The following is a 20,268-nucleotide window of genomic DNA, read 5'->3' as shown; positions in this document are numbered from 1 at the left end:
ATTTAAATCAAATGTCTACGCAATCACAAAACAATACAGCTGCGTTGAGTGTATTGGCTTCTTTATTTTTTATGATGGGTTTTATTACCTGTTTGAATGATGTATTGATTCCTCATTTGAAAGAGGTTTTTCATCTGAGTAATCGCGACTCGATGTTGGTGCAAGTTGCATTTTTTTCTGCGTATGCTGTGATGTCGTTTGTGGTCGGTAAAGTGATTGATAAAATCGGTTATAAGAAAACCGTAGTTTCAGGTTTTTTAATTACAGCATTGGGCGCATTTTTGTTTTATCCGGCCACTGCGATGTTAGGTAACGGTGTTGCAGATAAGTCTCTGTATTACATGGTATTCTTGCCTTTGTTTTTTATAATGGCTACAGGCATTGTATTTTTGCAGGTTTCCGGCAACCCTTATGTAACATTGCTGGCACGTCCGGGTAAAGAATCCGCAACCCTCACTTTGGTTCAGGCGTTCAACTCGGTGGCGACAGCGATAGCGCCTTCTGTGGGCGGTCTGTTGATTCTTTCTGATGCCGCACAATCTTTAACGGCTGCTGAAAAAGCACAAACATTGCAAATGCCGTATCTGGGTTTGACAGGTATTTTAGTATTACTAGCGGTGGCAGTTGCTTCGATTAAATTACCGGCAGCAGAAAAAATTGCAGAGTATGTTACAGAAGAAAATAAAGACGGAAAAACCAGTGTTTTTCAGTATAAGCATATGATTTTAGGGGCACTTGCCATTTTCTTTTATGTAGGTGCAGAAGTAGCGATTGGTAGTCAATATATTCTGACTATGGAGCATATGACGCAAAACTTGCCCATGCCAAATTATGTGCCGGCCGAAGGCAGTGGGTTGATCATGTGGGTTTATAACTTTTTTGCTAAGTATTATTACTATTTGGTAAGCGATATCCATATTACTCACTTAAGCGGCGCGGTGTTGTTAAGTTTGTATTGGGGTGGAGCGATGGTTGGCCGCTTTATGGGTAGTGCAGTGTTGAGCCGCTTTGCGCCAAACAAAGTTTTGTTGTTGAATTCTTTGATTGCCGTTGCGTTACTGCTTTTAGTAGTTTTTGCAGGGGATGTGAACAAAGCTTCGACTGCGAAATATGCATTACTGGCTATTGGCCTATTTAACTCAATTATGTTCCCCACGATTTTTTCATTGGCTACCAGAGGTTTGGGAAAGTTTACTGCTGATGCGTCAGGCATTATTTGTACAGCGATTGTTGGTGGTGCTTTGATACCATTGTTACAAGGTGATATCGTAACCCGCACGGGAGATAATTATTTGGTGTCTTATTGGGTTCCTGTTTTGTGTTACTTATATATTGCATTTTTCGCGCTAAAAGGCTACAAAGCAGACGAACACGCTTAAGCGCTGTTTTGAACCTTGCTTCATGAAAACAGGCCGTCTGAAATTTCAGACGGCCTGTTTTTGTGTTAATCCTTTGGTTTTACAGATGATGCTTTCAAAGGATTCGGCTTCGTTAGTTTGAACGGAGGCTTGGAATCTGTTGGGGCCAAATTAAAAACCGCATCGCTTGAAACGGCTGTTGCCGATATAAGCGATGCGGTTTTTGTTTTTCAGACGGCCTCAAATCAAGGCTGTCGGTTTTGCATTAGGCGCGTTTGCGGAATTCGCCGGTGCGGGTGTCGATTTCGACTTTGTCGCCGTTTTCAACGTAGGCCATCACTTGGATTTCGGTGCCGCCGACCAAACGCGCGGTTTTCATCACTTTGCCTGAAGTGTCGCCTTTAACGGCAGGCTCGGTGTATTCTACTTCGCGCACGATGATAGTAGGCAGTTCTACGGAGATCGGGTTGCCTTCGTAGAAAGTTACTTCGCACACGTCTTCCATGCCGTCTACGATGAATTTCAATGCGTCGCCGATGTTTTCGGCTTCGATTTCATATTGGTTGAACTCTTCGTCCATGAATACGTACATGGGGTCGGCAAAGTAGCTGTAAGTACAGTTTTTGCGGGCCAGAATCACGACGTCGAATTTGTCGTCGGCTTTGTAGATGGTTTCGGTGGCTGCGCCGGTCAGCAGGTTTTTCAGTTTCATGCTGACTTTGGCAGAGCTGCGGCCGCCTTTAATGTATTCGGTTTTTTGTACTACCATCGGGTCGTTGCCGACCATAAATACGTTACCTGCGCGCAGTTCTTGTGCGGTTTTCATGTTGTGCTTCCAATCAATGATTCGGTTAAAAATAAACGCATTATTTTAGCGGCGTTCGATAAATTTGGCTAGTTTTTCGATGGCGGACGGCTGTTTGAAAAGTGTGTTTTTCCAATCCGCGACACTTTGCCGCCATTCGTCGGCATGCCGCTGCAAGGTTTGCCATGCTTCGAGGCGTTGCGCGGGCGTTAGGGAGCGTGCGCCGTTGAGTTCGTCCGACAGGGCTTGATGTGCCGTCTGAATATTATCGGGGTAGTGCGCATAGGTTTTGCGCCAGAAGGCGTGCAGTTTGTCGATATGCACGGATTCTTCCTGCGGGTAGATGTGCCAGAAAAAGGGTTTGGCGGCGAATTGGGCGCGCACGAAGCTGTCTTCGCCGCGGATGATGAGGCCGTCTGAAAGGTGCAGCAGGCGGTCGAAATCGCTTTGCGGAATAAATGGGATTTTAATGAGTTGAACCGAGGCCGTCTGAAAAATGCTGCCGTCGCTGTTTAAGGTATGAGGCGGAATGGCACCCGCTTTTTTCAGGCTGTCGATGATTTGGTTGCCGGCCAGCAGCAGGGTAAGCGGCTGCCCGGCTTGCTGCCACATAGTCAGCCATTTTGCCCATATGGGGCTGTGATAGCCGAACAGCAGCCATTCAGGGGTGGTTTTCGGAGGGAGTTTTAAGATTTGGCGGAAGGCGTCTTCGTCAAAACGGCAGTGTATTTCGTAGTCTTGTTCGCGCAAGAGGCCGCCGCTTCGTTCGCTGAACCCCATAAACCAGAAATATTTTTGCAAGCCGTCGGTTTGGGGCGAGGGCAGGGCGTGAAGCTTTTCGTTGCTGTCTTCGGCGCTGAGATATTCCCAGTTGAGCCACAGCGGTCGATGCCGGCGGATAACTGCCAAAACATCGGGCGGTAAATCGCAGGCGAAGGTTTCGATAACGATGTGCGGCGGCGGGGCGCTATCCAAGCCGTCGGCGCGTTCTGCCTGCCATGTTCGCACGATGATGTGCTGATGGATGCAGGGCTTAGCGGGCAAATCGGGGCAAAGGGCGCGCAGGGCGGCGGTATCGTCCACCCATAAATGCACTTGCCAGCCTAGCTCTCGGGTGAGCATTTTTGCCAGCCGCCACGACACGCCGATATCGCCGAAGTTGTCGATCACATTGCAAAACAACCAGCAAATTTTGAGGGAAGTATTTTCAGACGGCATGGTTTCTCGGTTAAGGCTTTGACTGGTCGGAGATTATAGCGGGAAAAGCTTTTGTCAAGCATTTTTATGTTTTTATCCACACAATTTCATGCGGGTGGGTATGGCTTGCCGATTGGGTGCTTGACAACTTTAATTCTGTATTAACTTATTGATATTTATAAATTTTAGTAAAAGGCTTATTTTTTGTGCAACGATGTGGAAAGCCTGATTTTTCGAGGAAAAGGGGTGTATTTCACATATTGTCCACAAAGTTATCCACATCTTTTGTGAGTAAGCGGCAAAGTATTGATGGCACTTGTATTTAGCTTGATGTCATGATGCGGGAAGGGTAGAAATTTTCATGTTTTTTTGAATGAACATTTGCGGAAAAAATATTTTTTGCTTCGGAAAAAAGCTGGCGGGAAAGTTTTTCAGACGGCCTTTCGATGAGAAAAACGTCAGGCTTTGCCCTGCATATTGTGATGCTCGATTTCAAAGCCGCTGCTCCGATAAGCGCGGAACCGTTCGCGGGCTTCGTCGAGTTCTTCGAGGTTGCTGCCGACGATTTCCAACACCCGCGCAGGCGGTATTGGTGCGTCGCACCAAAAATCGGGCGCAAGATTCAGCACCACTAAATTATTTCCTACTTCGGGGAGAGTGTTGCCGCAAGCCAGCACCAGCGGCACGTCTCGGGGGCAGTCTTGGCCGGTTTCCCAAACTTCGTGAGCCAAGAAGCTGGTCGGCTCGAACTGCCATAAGTCGATATCCAAGCGCGCCACGGCTTCGGGCGAATCCGCCCACACCAATACGCGGGAGCCGCTTTGCATGGCGCGGGCGGCCAAACGGCAGGTGAAGGCGTAGGGGTTGCCGACATGGGTATAGAATGTTGCTTTAGGCATGTTGGTCTTTCGGGTTCGGTTGCGCTGTGTTTTTCAGACGGCCTGAAGTGTCGTATGGGTATGTTTAATTATGTTTAATATAGATGGGAGATGCGGTAAGGCCGGGTTGCGGCGGAAACAATAAGATGAGGCCGTCTGAAAGTGTTCAGACGGCCTCTGCCGTTATTTGGCTTCCAGCTTGGTTACGCCGCCCATATAAGGTTGCAGTGCGGCGGGGATGTTGATGCTGCCGTCGGCGTTTTGATGGTTTTCCAGCACGGCCACCAACGTGCGGCCGACCGCCAAACCTGAGCCGTTTAAGGTGTGTACCAAACGGTTTTTGCCGTCTTCGTCTTTGAAGCGGGCTTTCATGCGGCGGGCTTGGAAGTCTTCGCAGTTGGAGCAGCTCGAAATTTCGCGGTAGGTGTTTTGTGCGGGCACCCATACTTCCAAATCGTAGGTTTTGGCTGCGCCGAAGCCCATATCGCCGGTGCACAGGGTAATCACGCGGTAGGGCAGTTCCAGCAGTTGCAGGATTTTTTCGGCGTGCCCTACCATTTCTTCGAGCGCATCGTAAGATTTTTCGGGGTGGACGATTTGCACCATTTCCACTTTATCGAACTGGTGCTGGCGGATCAGGCCGCGCACGTCTTTGCCGTATGCGCCAGCTTCGGAACGGAAACAGGGCGAATGCGCGGTCAATTTAATTGGCAGATTTTCAGACGGCATGATGCTGTCGGCTACGGTATTGGTTAGGGTAACTTCGGCGGTGGGAATCAGGTATTGCGTGGTTTTGGTTTCGTCGCCGCCGCGGGTAACGTGGAACAGGTCTTCGCCGAATTTCGGCAATTGGCCGGTGCCGAACAGGGTGCTGTCGTTGACGATATAGGGCGTGTAGCACTCGGTGTAACCGTGTTGCATGGTGTGTGTATCGAGCATGAATTGTGCCAAAGCGCGGTGCAGGCGGGCGATTTGGCCTTTCATCACGGTAAAGCGTGCGCCGGAAAGCTGTGCGCCGGCTTCAAAATCCAAGCCCAGCGGCGCGCCCAAATCAACGTGGTCTTTTACTTCGAAATCAAATGTGCGCGGTGTGCCGATTTTGCGCACTTCCACATTTTCGGTTTCGTCTTTTCCTACCGGCACGCTTTCGTGCGGCAGGTTGGGAATGCCGGCCAACCATGCTTCGAATTCGGTTTGGATGGCTTCGAGTTTGACGGCGTTTTGTTCGAGTTCGTTTTTGATATCGGCAACCTGCGCCATCACTTGTTCGGCTTCTTCGTGTTTGCCTTGCCCTTTGAGCATGCCGATTTTTTTCGATTCGCTGTTGCGGGCGGCCTGTAATTCTTCGGTGCGGACTTGCAGCTGTTTGCGTTGGTTTTCCAATGCTTCGAAACGGGCGGTGTCAAATTCGTAACCGCGTTCGGCCAAACGGGCGGCTACGGCGGCGGTGTGGTTGCGGAGTTGTTGGATGTCTAACATGGTTGCTCTCAAACAAAGTAAAAAATCGGAATGGCCGTTATTGTAAACCAATTCAGGGCGGAAAGGCCGTCTGAAAAACATTTCAGACGGCCTGAGACCTTTGGGCTGTGTGTTTATCGAATCTGCATGAATGCTTATGTGTTTTCTTCGATGTCGAGTTCAAGTTGTGGATCGGGTGCGGGCGGTTTTTCTAAAAACTCGTTCACGCCCCGTTCGCAGCGGGTTTTCTTTTCATTCAATGTGGCTTGCAGCAGGGCATCGTTGCGCGGCAGGGCGGCGCGTTCGGCTTCGTGGTGCCACAGATGGTAGGCGATACCGGCGAATTTCAGATTGTGCCGTTTCATGCCGCTATGGTAGCAGCGGGCGGCAAATTCGCTGTCTTCGCGACCCCAGCCGACAAATTCGTTGTTGAAGCCGTTTACCGCCAGTGCATCGTCGCGGAAAAAGCCCATGTTGCAGCTTTTGATGCCTTTGTGTTTGCGGTTGCCGCGTTTGCCGATCAGCTTGGCGAACTTGGTAAGGCGCAGGGCCGACAGGCGTTTTTTCACACCGTTTGAGTTAAAAGACAGCTCCGGCAAAGGCAGGCCGGGGTGGTTTAATATGGCTTCGGTGCGCTCTTTGCTGAGAATCACGCGCGAGCCTTGAATCAGACGGCCTTTTTTGGCCGCGGCGATGTGGTCGGCGATAAACGACGGATCGAGCACCATGTCGCCGTCGATAATAATCAGGTAATCCGAAGTTGCGGCGGCAATGGCGCGGTTGCGTGATTCGGCGGCGCGGAAGCCGTCGTCTTTCTGCCAAGTGTGTTTGACCGGCACGGGGCTGGCTTGGGTGAAGTTGCCGACCACTTCGGTGGTGCGCCTGTCCGAGCCGTCGTCGGCGATGATGATTTCCTGCGGCAGACGGGTTTGCGCCAATGCCGATTTCAACACCAAAGCCAGCGCGTCGGGGCGGTTGTAGGTGGTGATGATCAGCGATACGCTCATGTTGCGGTTGTGTTCGTAGAGCTTAACGTATTTGTAGTAGGAACCTTGTGCATTGGCGGCGGAAATAATCAGGCCGTCTGAACCGTAGAGAAAGCCTTTTTTGAGCAGGTAGTTTTTGATAAACGATGCCGCGCCGTGCCAAAGGGCTTTAAACGGCGAAGAATCTTTTTTGTAGCGGTTTTCTTCGGCATACAGCGTGCTGTATTGCTGCATTTTTTGAATCAGCCCTTCGGCGTTTTGAAACGAATAATGTTTCAGACGGCCTTTGAGGGAGCGGACGTTGGTTTTGGGCGGCAACACCAAGGATTCATGCACTTTGCGGTCTGAAAACTGAATATAGTTGCGCTGATACAGGCGTGGCAAAATATCAGGATACCAGCCGCAGCCTTTGATTAAGCGACCGTTGTAATGGTTCAGCCGCGACAAGGTGTACACGGTTTGCGGGTCGTCGTGTTCTATGGCATTGCGGATGCTTTCAATCAGCTCGGCATCGGGCACTTCGTCGCTGTCGATACTGAAAATCCAATTGTGTTTGGCAAACGACGCGGCGAGGTTTTTCATCGGGCCGAAGCCGATAAACTCGTGCTTGCACACGCGCACATTATCGAAGCGGGCGGCAATTTCAAGCGTGCGGTCGGTGGAGCCGTTATCGAGCAACAGCACTTCGTCGAAATCGGCCAGCGCGGTCAGCACTTCTCGGAGATAGCGTTCGGAATTTTTCACCAGCATGGCTGCGCTGGCGTGGATTTTGTGTGTTTGCATAAATAGTTGGGATGCGGGAGGCCGTCTGAAAAACGGCTTGAGTCATTTGGGACATAGGGTAAGGTCGTCTGAAAAGCATGGTAGCACGGTTTGCACGGCGGCTTTTCAGAAAACGCTGAGTTTCCGATATTTTCGCAGATTTGGCAAAAGAATCAGGCCGTCTGAACATTATTTTTCAGACGGCCTTGAGGCTTGGATAAGGTTATTTCAGCGGTTCGCGCGAGCCGGCGATGCCGATTTCCAAGCTGTCTTGTTTTCCGTCTGCTCTCACTTTCATATGGTCGAAACGGAGATTTCCGGCAATTTCTTCGCTGTTAGGGCCGAAGAAGGTTACGTCATAGTAGCCTTTGTGATGGTTTGCCGAAGACGCCTGCCCCCAAATTTCACCACCGTTTTTAAGTGGGCCGGTGGTGATTTTTTTCAATTCGCCTTTGTGCAGACTGATGTCGCCGAAGCGGTTTAAGCCGCTGATGCTGCCGCTGCCTTCACTTTTATCGAAATCGACGGTGTAAGTGAGTTTGCCTTCTTCGTTTGCGGTGAAGGCAGAGCCGTTGTAGGTGAATTTACCCGCTTTGGGTAGTTGCTCGAAAGGTGTGAACCGGCCTTGAGCATCGTCAACTGAATATTCATTGTCTTTTAAGGTAAGCTCTCCTTGTTTCATTGAATAGAGCTTATCCAGATTATTGCCCGCGATGACAGAATATTGTTGCTTGTATAAGCGCATTGAGCCTATTGCAGACTGATCATCTTTGGTTTGATTAGAAAGGCGGGTTTGAGTAACTTGGATTTGATATTTCAGATTGTTCAAGCCCAAAGGCAGGTTGGAAATATCGATGACTTTATTACCGATATGGTATTTTTTGTTGTTAAAAGTCATCACGATGTTGTTGATACGGTATTCTTCGCCGGGTATGTCGCCGATGTCGTCTTTACTGGCTGTGTAAGTATATTCCCATTCATCGTCTTGGTAATGCTTGTACATGCTCCAGCCTTTTGTGCTGGTTGGTGTTGCCGAAATATCGGGCTGGCCTCCGCCTCCGCCTCCGCAGGCGGTGAGCAGAAGAGCAGAGACGGTAAGGGATAACAAAGATGCGGTGTTTTTCATGTTGGCTCTTTCAGAAAGCGTTGTATAGGCCGGAATCATAACAAGAATGTGCTTTGAATATGCTTTTGAAATATGAGCGGTTGTTTTTTAAGCCGGGATTCCCGGAAAGCAAGCAGGCCGTCTGAAAAGTGTTTCAGACGGCCTGTATCGGTAGGGCGGTTTATTAGGATTATGCCGACAAGCTGCGGTGTAAAGTCTGTGCGGTGTTAAACGCTTCGTCGGCATCGTCGGCGCATACGGTGAAATGCCCCATTTTTCTGCCGACGCGGGCGGCTTTTTTGCCGTATAGATGCAAGTGCGCGCGCGGGTGGTTTTGCAGCGGCAGCCAATCGGGTTCGCTGCCGTTTTCGCCCCACACGTCGCCCAGAATATTGGCCATGCAGCAGCTTGACAATAAACGGGTGTCGGCGGGCGGCAGACCACACATGATGCGTACTTGCTGCCGGAATTGGTCGGCGGCGCAGGCATCAATGGTGTGGTGGCCGCTGTTGTGCGGGCGCGGGGCGATTTCGTTGACGATTAATTCGTTTGTATCGCCGACTACAAACATTTCCACCGCCAATACGCCGACGTAATCCAGTTCGTCTGCCAAGCGGCGCGCCATTCGTTGCGCTTGCTGTTGGACATCCGCACTCAAGCGGGCGGGGACGATGGAGTAGGCGAGAATGCCGTTTTCGTGGATGTTTTCGGCGGGGTCGAAGGTTTGCACGTTGTCGCTGTTCAGACGGCATACGATCACGGAAATTTCGCCGCGTAAGTCCACCATTTTTTCCAACACGCAATCTACGCCGCCGTGTTCGGCAAACGCGGCTTTCAGTTCGCTCAAGGTTTTGACGCGGATTTGGCCTTTGCCGTCGTAGCCTAATGTGGCGGTTTTGAGGATGCCGGGCAGAAAGGCAGCGCTGGCTTCGGTGATGTCTTCAGGTTTACAGACGGCCTGATAAGGCGCGGTTTGCAGGCCGGCTTTTTGAATCCATGCTTTTTCCTGAATACGGTTTTGCGCAATGGCCACGCAGTCGCCGCCGGGTGAGACTACGGTGTGTTGTGCCAGAAAACGCATGGCATCGGCGTTGACGTTTTCAAATTCGGTGGTAACGGCGGCGCATTTGGCCAACTCGTTTAAGGCGGCCTCGTCGTCGAAAGCGGCGCACAAATGGCGGTCGGCAAAGTCGGCGGCCGGCGCGTTGGGATCGGGGTCGAGCACGGTAACCCGGTAGCCCATGGTTTTGGCGGCGACGGCGAACATACGGCCGAGCTGGCCGCCGCCGAGAATGCCGAGATTGGCGGGAGGAAGGATAGGATTGTGTTTATTCATGGTTGTTATGGAAAACGGTTGGCGTAGCGGTTGGAAACTGTGTTGAACGGAGCGGAATTATAAACCATCGCGTTGGTTTAAGTGGCATTTTCGGCGTGGGGAAACTGCGGCGGAGCGTGCGGCTGCAGGTGCAAAATGGCTTGGGTTCGGGCACTGCTGCTTGAGATGATGTTTGACAGCTTTTGCATAGGTTTGCTTTTTTGCAACGAAATCATGGCGTACAATCGCGGGCGGGGTGCAGTTGCAAGGGTTTGGGTGTGACTGTGCGCAGTCGGCGTTTGCTGCCCACTGCTCCGTACCGGCTTAACGGCTGCCGGCCTTATATTGCATGATTGCACCGCTCAGGCGGATGTAGGCCGATTGCATAAAAATGCAGGTACAATCCCCGCCGGTTTTAACTCTTTCAGACGGCCTGTTATACACTGCCGCGCCGCAAGCAGCGGCACAGGTTGAACTTTATACCGCCGCCCGTTTCTTTTAATAGTATGGTAAGGCCGTCTGAAAAATTGACACAAACACATGAGACACTACATTATCTGCTTCATGCTGCCATTTTTCTTTTCGGGCTGTTTGAGCCTGCCCTCATTGGAAAACCGCACCGTTACGCACTATTTGGACGTACCGGCGTCGAAGCGTTTGACTACCGCGCTCAAATCGCCCACCAAGCGCAATACCGACTGGCAGGACGACACTTCGGGCATCTATATTCTCGACGACGCGCACGATGCTTTTGTGGCGCGCGCCACTTTGATTGATTCCGCCGACCACACCCTCGATTTGCAATACTACATTTGGCACAACGACGTTTCCGGCAAAATCCTGTTCAACATGCTGCACAGAGCCGCCGTGCGCGGCGTGCGCGTGCGCCTGCTGCTCGACGACAACAACACCAACGGGCTGGATCATGTGTTGGCCGCGCTCAACAGCCATCCCAACATCGAAATCCGCCTGTTTAACCCGTTCCTCAACCGAAAATGGCGCGCACTCGGCTATCTGACAGATTTTCCCCGTCTCAACCGCCGCATGCACAACAAAACCCTCACCGCCGATAACCACGCAACGATACTCGGCGGGCGCAATATCGGCGACGAATATTTCAATATCAGCGCCGATACTGCTTTTTCAGACTTGGATATTTTAGCTACCGGCCGCGTGGTGTCGGAAGTTTCCGAAGATTTCGACCGCTATTGGGCGAGCGATTCGGCTTATCCGCTGGAGCGCATCGTGCGGCGGGTGAATGTTGAAAAAGGCTGGCGGGATTTGGAAATCGGCGACGATGATAAAAACAGAATTCTCGCCCGCTACCGCAGCGATTTGGAGCAGTCTAAGCTGTTTGAAGCCATTAAAAACAACCAGATAGAATGGCAATACGTCAAAACCAAGCTGGTGAGCGACGATCCTTCCAAAGGTTTGAACCGCGACCGGCACAAGCCGCAAATCAGCGAGAAGATCGACGAGGCTTTGGGTTCGCCCGAAAAAGAAATTTATCTGGTGTCGCCGTATTTCGTGCCCACCAAAGAAGGCACGGAAGCCATTGCCGATTTGGTAAAACAAGGCGTTAAAGTTACCGTGCTGACCAATTCTTTGCAGGCTACCGACGTGGCCGCCGTGCATTCCGGCTACGCGCGCTACCGAAAGCCGCTGATTAAAGCGGGCGTTGATTTATACGAGCTGAAAGCCAACCATGCCGTGCCCAAAAGTAAAGACCGCGGTTTGACGGGTAGCTCTTCCACCAGCTTGCACGCGAAAAACTTTATTGTGGACAGGCAGCGCGTGTTTATCGGCTCATTTAATCTCGACCCGCGTTCGGCAAGGTTGAATACCGAAATGGGCGTGGTGATTGAAAACCCCGAGCTGGCGCAAAAAATGCAAAACAAATTGCAGCAGACGACGCCGGAGTACGCTTATAAAGTAACCTTAAACCAGCGCAACAAACTGCAATGGCAAGACCCGGAAGACGGCACAGTGTCTTCAAAAGAGCCGGAAGCGGGCTTCTGGAAAAGGATAACGGTGAAAATACTGTCGGTGTTGCCGATTGAAGGATTGCTGTAAAGATTGAGGCCGTCTGAAAAAAGTTTTTCAGACGGCCTCGTTGTATGAGTTTAAAAATGCGGTATGCTTTGAATTGCCTTATCACGCATCAAACCAATAACGGAGAGGCGGTTGTGATGAAAAAATGTGTAGTTCTGACCGGTGCGGGTATCAGCGCCGACAGCGGATTAAAAACCTTCCGCGACGCAGGCGGCTTGTGGGAAGGCTATAAAGTGAGCGAAGTCTGCACGCCCGAAGCGTTTGCCCGCAATCCGCATATGGTGCTGGAGTTTTACAATATGCGACGTAAACAGGCCAATGCCGCTTCGCCCAACGCCGCGCATGAAGCACTGGTGCGGCTGGAGCAGCATTACCGCGTGCAGATTATTACGCAGAATGTCGACAATCTGCACGAACGCGCGGGCAGCCGCCATGTGCTGCATCTGCACGGCGAATTAAACAAAGTGCGCAGCTGTGCCGATGAAGACGAAGTGCTGGATTGGACGGGCGATTTGACCGAATCGGACACCGACAGCAAAGGCCGCCCCTTGCGCCCGCATATCGTGTGGTTCGGCGAAGAAGTGCCGCTGTTTCCGCAGGCGGTGGAAGAAATGCGCGATGCTGATGTGGTGATGGTGGTGGGTACGTCGTTACAGGTTTATCCCGCCGCGTCTTTATTGGGATTCGCCCCGCCGCATACGGAATGTTTTTTGGTGGACCCCAATCCGCAGGCGGGCAGAGCGGTGGAAATTCTGGCGAAAAAAGCCAAAGACGGCGTGCCGGAATTGGTGGAAGAGTTGGTTCGGAGGGCGGAAAAGGCGCACGGCGATTAAAGTTGGATGCCTTTGAAAAATCCGCAATGATTTTGAAACACTTGCGCCGATTGCGAAACAGATTGCATATCCGCCCGCTGCGATATATTGGTAACCGTGTTGTTCGCCCATTACATTGAGGCCGTCTGAAAAATATTTTCAGACGGCCTCAATGTGTTTGGGCAAGCATTTATCAGCTTAATTGTATCAAGTGCTTAGAAACCGGCTTGCTGCTCTAAGGCTTCCACCAGTTTCTCGTCCAAATTCAAAGCTTGAGACAGCTGGGAAAGGAACACAATTTCTTTGCGCGCCAAGTCGCCGCACACCATGCGGGCAGCCAAGTAGGCTTCGGCGGCCAAAGCGGGATTGTTGCCGATGTCGCGGGCGATATCAGCGGCGGTGGCGGGTTTCAAGATTTCGTCGGCAACCCATTTCGCCGTTTCGGGATCATTGCCGCTTTCGGCCTGAATCATTTGGCGCTCTTCGTCTTCAATCACGCCGTCGGCAGCCGCAGCCGCAATCATGGCGCGCAGGATAACGCGCCCCGCATCTTCGGCGGCTTGTCCGGTAGGATCGAACGACGCCTGATTCAATACGGGCTGGGCTTGTTGGTTGGCGGCGGCATTATTGTTGTTGCGCTGCCAGTTTTGGTAAGCATGATAGGCCAGCATACCCAAAGCGGCCATCGAGCCGGCACTCAGCAGTTTTTTAGAGGTTTTTTTCTTTAACAGCATGGAAGCCAAGCCGGTAACGGCGGCGCCGCTGCCGATTTTGCCGAGCAGGCTGCCGTTGCTTTTGCCTAAGCTGCTGCTGCCTTTTTGTACGGTGTTCAAAACTTGATTCAGAAGGTTGTTGAAGTTCATGTTGATCCTTTCGTTGATGTGGCAGGCCTGATATGGCGTTGTTTGACGGGAATGCAAGCGGGATTTATGTTAGGGAATGTAGGAATAAGGCAAAGACGGATTACAAAAGCCCAAACCGCGCGGGTAGGGCAGATTATTTCCCAAGCCCTTCCAGAATCGAACACTCCGGGCAGTCGTCGCCCTTGCAGGCGTCGTGAAGCGATTGAAGCTCGGCCACCATCTGCTGCAAAGAGAGGATTTGTGCATTGAGTGCGGCGATGTGGCGCGCGGTGATGGCTTTGACTTCGCGGCTGTTGCGCACGGGATTGTCTTGCAGTTTCAGCAACTCTGCGGTTTGTTGCAGCGAAAATCCGACGTCTCTGGCGTGGCGGATGAATTTCAAACGTTTCAAATCGCTTTCTTCATAACGGCGGTAACCGCTTTCCGTGCGCGGCGCGGGCGAGAGCAGGCCGTGTTTTTCGTAATCGCGGATTTGTTTGGCAGACAAACCGGTTTGGCGGGCGGCTTCGCTGATGTTCATAAGGCTTGACCTTAACTGTAGGTAAAGGTTTATATTAACACCGTTATAGCAAATAACCCCATATTGTTTACGAAAGGAAAAATCATGGAAACCATCAATATCAACGTCGGCGGCATGACCTGCGGCGGCTGCGTAAAAAGCGTTACCAAAGTGCTGGAAGCGTTGAACGGCGTGGAAAAAGCCGAAGTGGATTTGGCCTCTGCCTCTGCAAAAATTACGTTCGACCCGGCCAAAGTGCAAACTGCCGAATTGGTTGAAGCCATTGAAGATGCGGGCTTTGATGCTTCTTTGTCTCAATAAAATGCAAAGGTAGTTTTTATGACCCAAACCCGACGCATTTTGCCGAAAACGCCGTGGTCTGCGCCCGCATGGTGGTCTTTGCGGCCGCAATCTTTGGCGATGTTGTGCTTTGCGCTGATTTTGTTCGGCGTGGGCGAAGGCATGCTGGTGAACGCTGCTTTGGGTTCTACGCCGTGGACGGTATTGGCGCAGGGCATTGTGGTGCAAAGCGGCCTCGATATCGGCACGGTAACATTTTTAATCAGCGCGGCGGTATTGATGCTGTGGCTGCCTTTGCGCCAACGGCCGGGGCTGGGCACGATATTGAATATGGTGCTGATTGCGGCGGTGTTGGGCGTGTTTGTGCAGTGGGTGTCTCCGCCTGCCGCTTTGGGCTGGCGGCTGCTGCAATGTGTGGGCGGCGTGGTGGTGATCGGCATGGCTTCGTCTCTCTATCTGACTTGTTATCTGGGTGCCGGCCCGCGCGACGGCCTGATGATCGGTTTGTGCCAGAAAACCGGTTGGCGGGTAGGCGTGGTGCGCACGATGATAGAAAGTTCGGTGTGTCTGACCGGCTGGCTGCTCGGCGGTGTGGTGGGTTTGGGTACGCTGCTGTTTGCGTTCGGTGTCGGCTGGGTGGTGCAGTTGAGTTTGCAGCAGATTGCCAAACGGTATCCGCAGCAGCCTATCGAGGCCGTCTGAAACTAAATATGAAAGGCTGAAATACCATGCAACAAAAAGCCCGTTTCCAAATCGACGGCATGACTTGCCAAGCCTGTGCCAGCCGTATTGAAAAAGTGTTGAACAAAAAAGACTTTGTTCAGACGGCCTCGGTGAATTTTGCCGGCGAAGAAGCGCAGGTGGTGTTTGACGACAGCCGCACCGATGCCGATGCGCTGATTCACATTATTGAAAAAGCAGGCTTTAAGGCTGTGTTGAAAACCGACGCTCTGCCGCGAATCGAGGCCGAACCGCATATCGGCTGGCGGCTGTGGTTGCTGCTGGCGATTAACGTGCCGTTTTTGTTCGGCATGGCGGGTATGATGATCGGGCGGCACGATTGGATGATGCCGCCAGTGTGGCAGTTTGTGCTGGCGAGCATCGTGCAGCTTTGGCTCGCAGTTCCCTTTTATAAAAGCGCGTGGGCGAGCATCAAGGGCGGGCTGGCGAATATGGACGTGCTGGTAACGGTGGGCACGGTAGCGATTTATCTCTACTCGGTGTTCATGCTGTTTTTCCACCCGCACGCACATCACGGCGATATGGCGCATGTGTATTTTGAAGCGGGCGTGATGGTGGTGGGCTTTGTAAGCTTGGGCAAATTTCTCGAACACCGCGCCAAGAAAAACAGCCTTAACAGCCTGAGCCTGCTACTGAAACTCACGCCGCGCCAAGTAAGCGTGCAGCGCGGCGGGCAATGGCAGGAAGTGCCGCTTGATGACGTGCAGATCGGCGATTTAATCCGCGCCAACCACGGCGAACGCATCGCGGCGGACGGCAGGGTGGAAAGCGGCAACGGCTGGGCAGACGAAAGCCATCTCACCGGCGAATCCAACCCCGAAGCCAAAACCGTGGGCAGCAAAGTGCTGGCAGGCGCGGTAATGACCGACGGCAGCGTGGTTTACCGCGCCGAACAGCTCGGCAGCGAAACCCTGCTCGGCGACATGATGGCAGCTCTATCGGAAGCGCAAGGCAGCAAAGCGCCGATTGCACGCATTGCCGACAAAGTGGCGGGCGTGTTTGTGCCTGTGGTGGTCGGGATTGCCGTGTTAACTTTTTTGATTACATGGTATGTGAGAACAGATTGGGTGACTGCGTTGATGAACGCCGTGGCCGTGCTGGTCATCGCCTGCCCGTGCGCGCTCGGTTTGGCCACGCCCGCCGCAATGATGGTCGGCATGGGCAAAGCGGTGAAACACGGCATTTGGTTTAAAGATGCCGCCGCCATGGAAGAAGCGGCCCATGTGAACGCGGTGGTGTTGGACAAAACCGGCACGCTCACGCAAGGCAAACCGCAGGTAGCGGCGTTGTGGTTGAGGCCGTCTGAAAAAAACTCCGCAATAAACGAAAACGAACTCTACCGACTTGCTGCGGCAGTCGAACAAAATGCTACTCATCCGCTGGCCGCAGCCATTGTTCAGACGGCCTTATCGCGCGGCATCGACATTCCCGAAACTCAAAACGCACAAACCGCCGTCGGCGCAGGCATTTCCGCCGAGATTGACGGCGCGGGCTTAGTGAAAGTGGGCAAACCCGATTACTGCAATCTCGTGCTGCCCGATAATCTTGATTCCGTATGGCGCATCGCCACCATCGTGGCCGTGTCGGTCAACGACCAACCCGTCGGCGCGTTCGCCCTTGCCGACGCGCTCAAAACCGACACGCAGGAAGCCATAGGCCGTCTGAAAAACCACGGCATCGACGTTTACATCATGAGCGGCGACAACCAAAACGTGGTCGGCTACATCGCCGGACAGCTCGGTATTACCCATGCCTACGGCAACATGAGCCCGCGCGACAAAGCCGCCGAAGTGCAAAAATTGAAAAACGCCGGCAAGGTGGTTGCCATGGTCGGCGACGGCATCAACGACGCCCCTGCGCTCGCCGCCGCCAACGTGAGCTTTGCCATGAAAGACGGCGCAGACGTTGCCGAACACACTGCCTCCGCCACGCTGATGCAGCATTCCGTCAACCAAATGGTTGATGCCCTGCTGATTTCCCGCGCCACTTTGAAAAACATCAAACAAAACCTGTTTTTCGCCTTTATCTACAACACCTTGGGCATACCGCTGGCCGCGCTCGGCTTTTTGAGTCCGATTATTGCGGGCGCGGCGATGGCGATGAGTTCGGTGTCGGTGTTGGGAAATGCTTTGAGGTTGAAGCGGGTGAAGATTAAATGACGGAGATTGAAATACGCCCGGCGGCGGTTAAAGACGCGCATAGTATGGCCGATATTTTCAGACGGCCGTATCGTCGGCGTTTTGGGCTGAATGTATTGTGAAAACAAAATCTTGGATTGCCGAAATGAACACTCAAGCGGTTGGATTTATTTATCGAATAGTTGTAGTTGTCCTAAACCGGCCGTTTCGCAGGATTTATTAAGATGATGCCTGCATGAAAACTTAGCAAGTAAACTTAAAAATTAGTACACCCGTCATACTCGGGCTTGACCCGAGTGTCTTGAGTTTCGGTAACTCTAAGAGATGCTCGGGTCAAGCCCGAGCATGACGAAACCATGACAAAAATAAAGTTTATTTGCTAAGTTTTCAGACAGGCATTGCTTTAATCTTTCTTTTCAAGCGCATCCTGATGAAGCGAAACCAAAAGCTGGTCGATTTTCAGATTATCCGTGTCGATAATTTCAAACTTGTATTTGTCGAACACCACGAAATCGGTTCTCTTGGGCACTTTGCGCAAGGAATACATCATAAAGCCGCTGAGGGTTTCGTAGTTTTCTGAATGGGGGAAAGCGGCGATGTCGAGCGCGCGCATCACGTCTTCCAGCGGCGTTGCGCCGTCGATCAGCCAAGAGGTTTCGTTGCGGCGGATAATTTGCGGCTCTTCTTCGGTTGCCACCAAATCGCCCATCACAATGCTCATCACGTCTTTCAGCGTAATCACGCCGACCACGAGGGCGTATTCGTTGATAATCACGGCAAAGTCTTCTCCGGCGTTTTTGAAGGTTTCCAACACTTCGTAAAGCGACAAAGTATCGGGAATAAACAAAGCCTTACGCAATACGCGGCGGTCGGTTAGGTTGATGTTTGGCTCTTTCAGATAATGGGTGAGAAACGTGTGCGATTCGATATAACCGATCACTTTTTCCAGCCCGCCGTTGCACACTAAAATTTTGGAATGCGGCGTTTCATCCATTTTTTTCAGCACGGTTTCGTTGTTGTCGCTTTTGTCCACATAAACCAAATATTCGCGCGCGCTCATGGTGGAAGTGACCGTGCGCTCCTGCATATCGAAAATGTTTTCAATCAGATAGTGTTCCTGCTGCTTCAACACGCCGGCCTGCGCACCGGCATCCACCACGGCGTAAATGTCTTCCGAAGTCAGCCCGTCGCTGCGCACGGTGGAAATTTTCAGCAATTTGAAAATCAGATTGGCCATGCCGTCAAGCAGGAAAATCAGGGGCTTAAGCACAAAAATCAGCAGCATCACCGGCCGTACTACGCGCACGGCCACCCGTTCGGGGTTGATGATGGCAAAACGTTTGGGCATCAGGTCGGCAAACAGAATAAACACGCTGGTCACAAAAACAAACGCCAGCACGGAAGCCGCCGTTTCCAAGCCGGTGCCGGCCAGCAGATTGCTTAAAAACGGCCGCACCGCCGCCTCGCCGACCGTACCGCCAAATACCGCCACCGCGTTCAGGCCGATTTGCACCACCGTAATAAAACTGCCCGGATGTTCCTGCATGTTCAGCACATCTAGGGCGCGCACATCGCCTTCTTTTGCCATCACTTGTAATTTGATTTTACGGGAAGAGGCCAAAGCCAATTCGGCGGCGGATACAAAGGCACTTATCAGCACCAACAGCAATAAAATGAAAACTGCTTCAAGAATACTCATAAAAAATAAAGATTTGTTGTAAACGGTTGGATTGTAGCATTATTTGATAGACAGAATTGAGGCCGTAAAGTTACACCAAGCAAAATACCTGCCTGAAAGCGCTTGATTTGGCTAAGCGGCGTTCAGGCAGGCATATTTAAGTACATAACTTTGCAACTAATATTTTCAGTCCGGCATCGGCTGGAGATAGACAGCGAATTAAACCGCAGAAACAAACGCATCCGAGAAGAAAGCTTCTTCGGGCAAGCTGCATTGCTGCTGCAACAATTCCTTAGCTGATTCAATCATTTGTGGTGATCCGCATGCATATACTTCAAAGCCGGATAAGTCGGGGTGGTCGGCAGCAACTTGCGTTTGAACATAGCCAGTCGCGCCTTGCCAGTCTTCATCAGGGCGGGACAGCACGGGCGTGAAGCGGGCATTGGGTAAACGGGCAATCAAGTCTGAGGCCGTCTGAAAATCATACAGGCCGCTTTCATGGCGCGCTCCCCAATAAAGATGTACCGTGCGGTTGCTGCCATTGTCGGCCAGTTGGCGCAGTATGCTGGCGATAGGCGCAAAACCTGTGCCGGTTGCCATGAAAATAACCGGTTTGTCGCTCTCTTGCAGCGTGAACGTACCCAAAGGGCCGCGCACACGCAAAATGGTTTTTTCTTGAATGGAAGCCTCTTCACCGAACAGCATGGCGGAAAACAAACCGCCTTCACGCTTGGCAATGTGCAGCGTCAGCGTTTCCGGCTGGTTTGGACTGCCGGCGATGGAATAGCTGCGGGTTTGGCCGTTTTTGAGCAGAATATCGATGTATTGTCCCGCCCAAAACTGGAATGGCGGCGCTTTGGGCAAAGACAAAGTTAAGACGGCCACATCGCCGATATAGTCCACGGAAGCTACCCGCGTTGGAAATGTTTTGACGGGTGGGGCGGATGCACCGTTGTAGCCGGGGATTTTCAGGGTCGCATCGCCGTTTAACGTGGTGCAGCACATTAAAATTTTGCCCTGAGCCGCTTCTTCCGAACTCAAAGCCAGCTCGGCATGAACGCCTTGCGCAACGTCGCCGCTGACCACTTCGGCTTTGCACTGCCCGCAAATGCCGTTTTGGCAAGAGTGGGGCAGGTTGAAATTTTGCCGCTTGGCTGCGCTCAATATCGGTTCGTCGGCTTCAACGCTGAAAGTCGCATGATCAGGCACAAGGGTAACGGTGTAAGACATAAGTTGCGGAAGATAAAATTGTTTATCGGAAGGGCTTTAAAGGTTTCAGGCCGTCTGAAAATTTTCAGACGGCCTCTTTAGATGCTACGCA

The 20,268-nt window shown here is 52.0% G+C and carries 17 protein-coding genes; 6 read left to right on the top strand and 11 right to left on the bottom strand.

What is annotated here, in order from left to right:
* The first annotated feature begins 11 nt into the window (after window positions 1–11).
* Window positions 12–1,379, top strand: a complete 1,368-nt coding sequence (locus CKV66_RS08255; protein WP_085362959.1) for a sugar MFS transporter — start codon at window positions 12–14, stop codon at window positions 1,377–1,379.
* Between the two features lie 244 nt (window positions 1,380–1,623).
* On the opposite strand, the gene efp is transcribed toward CKV66_RS08255, so the two are convergent.
* The 7 genes from efp to CKV66_RS08220 all read right to left on the bottom strand — a co-directional run bounded on the left by efp (window position 1,624) and on the right by CKV66_RS08220 (window position 9,885).
* Window positions 1,624–2,184, bottom strand: a complete 561-nt coding sequence (gene efp, locus CKV66_RS08250) for an elongation factor P (protein WP_085362958.1) — start codon at window positions 2,182–2,184, stop codon at window positions 1,624–1,626.
* Window positions 2,185–2,229: 45 nt separating this feature from the next.
* Window positions 2,230–3,381 (bottom strand): elongation factor P maturation arginine rhamnosyltransferase EarP, encoded by a 1,152-nt coding sequence (gene earP / locus CKV66_RS08245; RefSeq protein ID WP_085362957.1) that lies wholly within the window; start codon window positions 3,379–3,381, stop codon window positions 2,230–2,232.
* Window positions 3,382–3,818: 437 nt separating this feature from the next.
* Entirely contained in the window at window positions 3,819–4,259 is a 441-nt protein-coding gene (locus CKV66_RS08240) for a DNA polymerase III subunit chi (RefSeq protein ID WP_085362956.1), read from the bottom strand.
* Window positions 4,260–4,421: 162 nt separating this feature from the next.
* Window positions 4,422–5,717 (bottom strand): serine--tRNA ligase, encoded by a 1,296-nt coding sequence (gene serS, locus CKV66_RS08235; RefSeq protein ID WP_085363101.1) that lies wholly within the window; start codon window positions 5,715–5,717, stop codon window positions 4,422–4,424.
* Between the two features lie 134 nt (window positions 5,718–5,851).
* Complete coding sequence (locus CKV66_RS08230) at window positions 5,852–7,465, bottom strand: glycosyltransferase family 2 protein (RefSeq protein ID WP_085362955.1); 1,614 nt, start codon at window positions 7,463–7,465, stop codon at window positions 5,852–5,854.
* A gap of 202 nt (window positions 7,466–7,667) precedes the next feature.
* A complete protein-coding gene (locus CKV66_RS08225) occupies window positions 7,668–8,570 on the bottom strand; it encodes a factor H binding protein domain-containing protein (RefSeq protein ID WP_157739158.1) in 903 nt (300 codons plus the stop codon).
* A gap of 169 nt (window positions 8,571–8,739) precedes the next feature.
* Window positions 8,740–9,885 (bottom strand): 5-(carboxyamino)imidazole ribonucleotide synthase, encoded by a 1,146-nt coding sequence (locus CKV66_RS08220; RefSeq protein WP_085362953.1) that lies wholly within the window; start codon window positions 9,883–9,885, stop codon window positions 8,740–8,742.
* Window positions 9,886–10,404: 519 nt separating this feature from the next.
* Here CKV66_RS08220 and CKV66_RS08215 point away from each other — a divergent pair.
* Both CKV66_RS08215 and CKV66_RS08210 read left to right on the top strand, forming a co-directional pair.
* On the top strand, window positions 10,405–11,937 hold the full coding sequence (locus CKV66_RS08215; protein ID WP_085362952.1) for a phospholipase D family protein: 1,533 nt from the start codon (window positions 10,405–10,407) through the stop codon (window positions 11,935–11,937).
* A 116-nt stretch (window positions 11,938–12,053) separates the two neighbouring features.
* Entirely contained in the window at window positions 12,054–12,749 is a 696-nt protein-coding gene (locus CKV66_RS08210; protein WP_085363100.1) for an SIR2 family NAD-dependent protein deacylase, read from the top strand.
* A gap of 194 nt (window positions 12,750–12,943) precedes the next feature.
* Here the strand turns inward: CKV66_RS08210 and CKV66_RS08205 are convergent, their stop codons facing one another.
* Window positions 12,944–13,591, bottom strand: coding sequence for a tellurite resistance TerB family protein (locus CKV66_RS08205; protein WP_085362951.1), 648 nt, complete (start codon window positions 13,589–13,591; stop codon window positions 12,944–12,946).
* A 133-nt stretch (window positions 13,592–13,724) separates the two neighbouring features.
* A complete protein-coding gene (gene cueR, locus CKV66_RS08200) occupies window positions 13,725–14,111 on the bottom strand; it encodes a Cu(I)-responsive transcriptional regulator (protein ID WP_085362950.1) in 387 nt (128 codons plus the stop codon).
* Window positions 14,112–14,195: 84 nt separating this feature from the next.
* On the opposite strand from cueR, the gene CKV66_RS08195 reads away from it, so the two are divergent.
* Genes CKV66_RS08195 through CKV66_RS08185 form a run of 3 tightly spaced genes read left to right on the top strand, consistent with a single transcriptional unit; the run spans window position 14,196 to window position 17,290 of the window.
* Complete coding sequence (locus CKV66_RS08195; protein WP_004283341.1) at window positions 14,196–14,411, top strand: heavy-metal-associated domain-containing protein; 216 nt, start codon at window positions 14,196–14,198, stop codon at window positions 14,409–14,411.
* An 18-nt stretch (window positions 14,412–14,429) separates the two neighbouring features.
* Complete coding sequence (gene yczE / locus CKV66_RS08190) at window positions 14,430–15,092, top strand: membrane protein YczE (protein WP_085362949.1); 663 nt, start codon at window positions 14,430–14,432, stop codon at window positions 15,090–15,092.
* Window positions 15,093–15,118: 26 nt separating this feature from the next.
* Complete coding sequence (locus CKV66_RS08185; protein WP_085362948.1) at window positions 15,119–17,290, top strand: heavy metal translocating P-type ATPase; 2,172 nt, start codon at window positions 15,119–15,121, stop codon at window positions 17,288–17,290.
* Between the two features lie 382 nt (window positions 17,291–17,672).
* On the opposite strand, the gene CKV66_RS08180 is transcribed toward CKV66_RS08185, so the two are convergent.
* Window positions 17,673–18,968, bottom strand: a complete 1,296-nt coding sequence (locus tag CKV66_RS08180) for a hemolysin family protein (protein WP_085362947.1) — start codon at window positions 18,966–18,968, stop codon at window positions 17,673–17,675.
* 198 nt (window positions 18,969–19,166) lie between these two features.
* Complete coding sequence (locus CKV66_RS08175; protein ID WP_085362946.1) at window positions 19,167–20,177, bottom strand: 2Fe-2S iron-sulfur cluster-binding protein; 1,011 nt, start codon at window positions 20,175–20,177, stop codon at window positions 19,167–19,169.
* Window positions 20,178–20,268 lie beyond the last annotated feature (91 nt).

It is taken from the genome of Neisseria zoodegmatis (assembly GCF_900187305.1).
Taxonomy (GTDB): Bacteria; Pseudomonadota; Gammaproteobacteria; order Burkholderiales; family Neisseriaceae; genus Neisseria; species Neisseria zoodegmatis.
The sequence above is the reverse complement of the archived record's forward strand: the minus strand, read 5'-3'. Positions and strand labels throughout refer to the sequence as shown.